This is a genomic window from Thermoleptolyngbya sp. M55_K2018_002, from assembly GCF_015295965.1.
Lineage (GTDB): Bacteria > Cyanobacteriota > Cyanobacteriia > Elainellales > Elainellaceae > Thermoleptolyngbya > Thermoleptolyngbya sichuanensis.
Map to the genome: position 1 here is coordinate 1 of NZ_DVEA01000293.1, position 4,292 is coordinate 4,292.

Here is a 4,292-nt window from a genome sequence, read left to right on the forward strand (position 1 = left end):
CGGGCGATGGGTAGGCGGCGGGTGGCAAGGTTCCCGGTGGGGTCAGCAGGCTGGGATTCGCTCCTGGCAGGGGTTGCAGGGCTTGCAGCACCTCAGCGGCGGTCTGGAAGCGATCCCGTGGCGAGTCGGCCAGCATTTTCATCAGCGTGCGGCTGAGCGTTGGACTCAGCTTGATTCCCTGCCACCACGTACCCGCCGACAAATCGCCCAACTCCCCCGGTTCCTTGCCCGTCAGCAGCACCAGCACCGTCACCGCCAGCGCATACAAATCGCTGTGGGCATAGACCTGTCCGTGATCCATCTGCTCGTCTGGCGCGTAGCCCACCTTCCCGACGCGGGTTGGCGTGGGGGCGCTGGGCGTGTACTGCGAGGCGACGGACGCGGCGACCTGCTTTACGCCGCCAAAGTCGATCAGCACGGGCAGTTGATCGGCGGTTCGCAAAATCAGGTTATCCGGCGCAATGTCGCGATGCACCACGCCCAGGCTGTGGATATAGTGCAGCACGGGCAGCAGATCGCGCATCAGTTGCGTCACTTCCGCTTCCGAAAAGGTTTTTCCCTGGAGGCGGCGCTGATCCAGCAGTTGGCGATAGGTCGGCCCGTCCACATAGTCCTGCACCAAAAACAGACTGGGCTTGCCGTTGAACTGGGTACGGCAGAGTTCCCGAAAGCGGGGAATTTGGGGATGCTGAAGCTGATACAGCACGCCCGCTTCTCGCTGAAACAGTTCCTCTGCCTTTTGCAGGGCGTAGCTGCTCTGCACCTGGGGCGCAAACTCCTTCAGCACGCAGGATTCTCGAAAGCGGTTCTGGTCTTCTGCCAGGTATGTCCGCCCAAAGCCACCGTGCCCCAGCTCGCGCACAATCTTGTAGCGATCGCCCAATAATTCCTGCCCGCCCGCCGCTGTCGATAGCGCCTCTCCACACCAGTTGCAAAAGCGACTGCCGGGGGTGTTGGCGTGGCCTTGGCTGCAATAGAGCGACATGGCTGGAAGGGTGGGGGGGTTAGGGTTGCGAAATCCTGGAATGGCTGAGCAGTCGTTTGATTCTGGTAATTCTGAACTGCAAGCTGACCTGGCTAAACCTAGCCTAGTCTAGCAAAGGGAGTCGGGAGGAACCGCAAAGGCCCCTGGCCGATTGATAGGCGAAGCTGCCCAGACTGATCTGCCCAAGCGAATCTGCCCAGGCGAATCGGCGGTTGCCTATTCGTGTTTTACTGGCATTTATGATTGGGTGTTTAATCCTTCTACAACCATTTTTGCGAACGGTCTGGACACTGGATCATCTGGACACTGGATCAACGGAATCTGGATCAACTGTGGGAACTGTTTTGCGCCTGCGATCGCCCTCTATAGCAATCGAGATGTGGGGTAATCGGGATGTGGGGTAATCGGGATATGGGGTAATCGGGATGTGGGGCAATCGGGGTGTGGGGGCGATGGGCTGAACCTATGACCAAGCTGATTATTCAAATTCCCTGCTACAACGAAGAGAAGACGCTGGGGCTAACGCTGTCGGAACTGCCGCGCCAGGTTCCAGGAGTAGACGTGGTGGAATGGCTGATTATTAACGATGGCAGCCGCGATCGCACGGTGGACGTGGCCAAAGCCTACGGGGTCGATCACATCGTCAACTTTTCGACCAATCAGGGCTTAGCCAAAGGTTTTATGGCAGGCTTAGAGGCTTGCCTCAGGGCCGGGGCCGATATTATCGTCAACACCGACGCAGACAATCAATATTGCGCCGAAGACATTCCCCGGCTGATCCAGCCAATTTTGCATAAGCAGGCGGAAATCGTCGTTGGCGAACGCCCGATCTGGGAGACAAAACACTTTTCCACCACCAAAAAGGTGCTGCAAAACCTGGGTAGCTCCATCGTGCGGCTGGCCAGCAATACCGACGTGCCCGATGCGCCCAGCGGGTTCCGCGCCTTTAGCCGCGAGGCCGCCATGCAGCTTAACGTGTTCAATAACTACACCTACACGCTGGAAACCATTATCCAGGCGGGGCAAAAAGGAATGGCGATCGCCTCCGTGCCGATTCGCACCAATCCGCAAACCCGCAAGTCGCGCCTGGTTCGCAGCATTCCGTCCTACGTGTGGCGATCGGCCACCACGATTCTGCGAATCTTCATGCTCTATCGGCCGCTGCGCTTTTTCCTGATGGCGGGCACATTGCCAATGGGGCTGGGCGCACTGCTGGGCCTGCGCTGGCTGCTGCTGTACTGGTTCGATGACCCCACCCGCGCCCGTGCGCCGAGCCTGATCCTGGCGGCGGTGCTGGTGCTGATCGGCTTCCAGCTTTGGATGTTTGGACTAGTAGCAGACTTGATGGCGGCAAATCGGCAACTGCTGGAGGAAAATCGCCTGCGGCTACGGCGTATCGAGTTGGAGCGGGAGAGACAGAAAGGGGAAAGGGCGCTGGAATGAATGATGGACTGGAATGAATGATAGAAATCATGGAATGGGATGATTAAATTGCCGGATGCTCGGTCGCTCCAAACCGTTCCCCAATATTTCTCCAAATACTTCCCCCCAATATTTCCCCAAACCTTTCCCTCCAAATATTTCCCCAAACCTTTCCTGAAGCAATGCGTGACCTCTTTGCCCGCGAAGCGCTGGCCCAAATTCCCAAGATCCTGACGCTGGGCGATCGCAATCCCCACAGCCCTACCTACGGCTGCTTCGATCGCAACTTCTGGCATTACAAAATCATCGACTTTCCCAGCGGCATGGCCCAAGAATTTGTGCTGCCGCTGGCCCTGGCCTATGAAGCAGATGCACCAGACAATCCCTACTATCGGCAGTCGGCGATTCGGGATTGGGTGGAGGTGGGGATTCTCTACGCGGCAAAAAGCGCCCACAAGGACGGGTCGTGCGATGACTATTTTCCCTTCGAGCGGGCGGGCGGGGCGGCGGCCTTTTCGCTGCTGGCGTTTGTTGAAAGCTATCGGCGGCTGGGGCTGCAAAATGACGAAATCATTCGGTTCTTGGTGCGGCGGGCCGACTGGCTGGCCCATCATCAAGAGAGCGGGCGGCTGACGAATCACCAGGCGCTGATCGTGCTGGGTCTGGAGCTGTTGTCGCGGATGCTGAATACATCGCACTGGGAGGCGGCCAAGGCGCAGCGGCTAGAACAGGTGTTGTCCTGGCAGAGCGCGGAGGGCTGGTTTCAGGAATATGAAGGCTGCGATCCGGGCTATCACACGCTGACGATTTCCTGTCTGGCGTGGCTATATCGGCTGATTCCCGATATTCGCCTGAAGGAGTCGCTGGAAAAAGCCGTGGGGCTGGCAGCGCATTTTATCCATCCCGACGGCTCCTTTGGCGGCGAATATACCAGCCGCAATACGTACAATTTTTTTCCCTACGGCTTTGAGCTGGTGGGGCAGTGGATGCCGGAGGCGCTCAGTATCAACGATCGCTTCTTGCGCGGGCTAGCCAACGGCAAAGCGCCCTGCTATGCCGACGACCACATCATTGGCCACCACACCTGGAACTATCTGCTGGCGTGGCAAGACTTTGTGCCCCAGCGCCCGACGGTGGACTATCGCCCCAAGGAAAGCCTGTGGCTGCCGGAGGCGAAGATTCTGGTCGATCGCCGGGGCGACACGGAGCTATACTTGGGGCTGAACAAGGGCGGCGTGTTTAAGCTGTTTCGGGGCGATCGCCTCTTGCTCTCCGACACGCAGTTCTCCTTGCAAGTACAACAGGGCCGCAAGCTGAAAAACGCCGTGGGTCACCTCGTCGGCAGCTATGATATTCACCTGGAACCCAACGACCTCACAATTCAAGGCAACCTCGGCTGGGCCAAGCAAAAGCAGATGACCCCGCTAAACCTCATGATTTTGCGCGTGGTCATGCTGACGGTGGGGCGCTTCTTCCCTAACCTAATCCGCAAACTATTGCAAAAAATGCTGATCGTCGGCAAAAAGCCAGCCCCCTTCCGATTTTCGCGGCGGCTGCGCTGGGTGGGCGATGGAGAAACCGGACGGTGGCGCATTACTGACGAACTCCGCGCCGACGACTGGCGACCTGTGGTGAAGGCTGGCATTGGCGGCGACCAGACCTCGATCTACGTCGTCATGAGCCGCACATTCCAAGCGGGTCAGTTGCAACCCTGGCTCGACCTGACCGACCAAGTTAGGGCACTGCGTCCTGGTGAAACGCTAGTGGTGGAGCGAGAGATTTAGCGTTGAAGCATAGACCAAGAGCGATCGCCCACCGTGTAAATAGACGAAGTAAATAGGCGAAGTAAATAGGCGATCGCCCCCTTTCCAATCCCCTTTCCAAC

General features: G+C 58.1%; 3 protein-coding genes. 2 read left to right on the forward strand and 1 reads right to left on the reverse strand.

Going from position 1 to position 4,292, the window contains the following annotated elements:
* Positions 1-985 (reverse strand): serine/threonine-protein kinase (locus IGS51_RS15025; protein ID WP_297079411.1); only part of this gene is annotated, 985 nt, incomplete at its 3' end.
* 465 nt (positions 986-1,450) lie between these two features.
* Between IGS51_RS15025 and IGS51_RS15030 the strand changes: the two genes are divergently transcribed.
* Both IGS51_RS15030 and IGS51_RS15035 read left to right on the forward strand, forming a co-directional pair.
* The gene (locus IGS51_RS15030; RefSeq protein WP_172354273.1) at positions 1,451-2,428 is read left to right on the forward strand and encodes a glycosyltransferase family 2 protein; all 978 of its coding nucleotides are present in this window, start codon (positions 1,451-1,453) and stop codon (positions 2,426-2,428) included.
* A 161-nt stretch (positions 2,429-2,589) separates the two neighbouring features.
* A complete protein-coding gene (locus IGS51_RS15035) occupies positions 2,590-4,191 on the forward strand; it encodes a hypothetical protein (protein WP_297079415.1) in 1,602 nt (533 codons plus the stop codon).
* Positions 4,192-4,292: the final 101 nt, after the last annotated feature.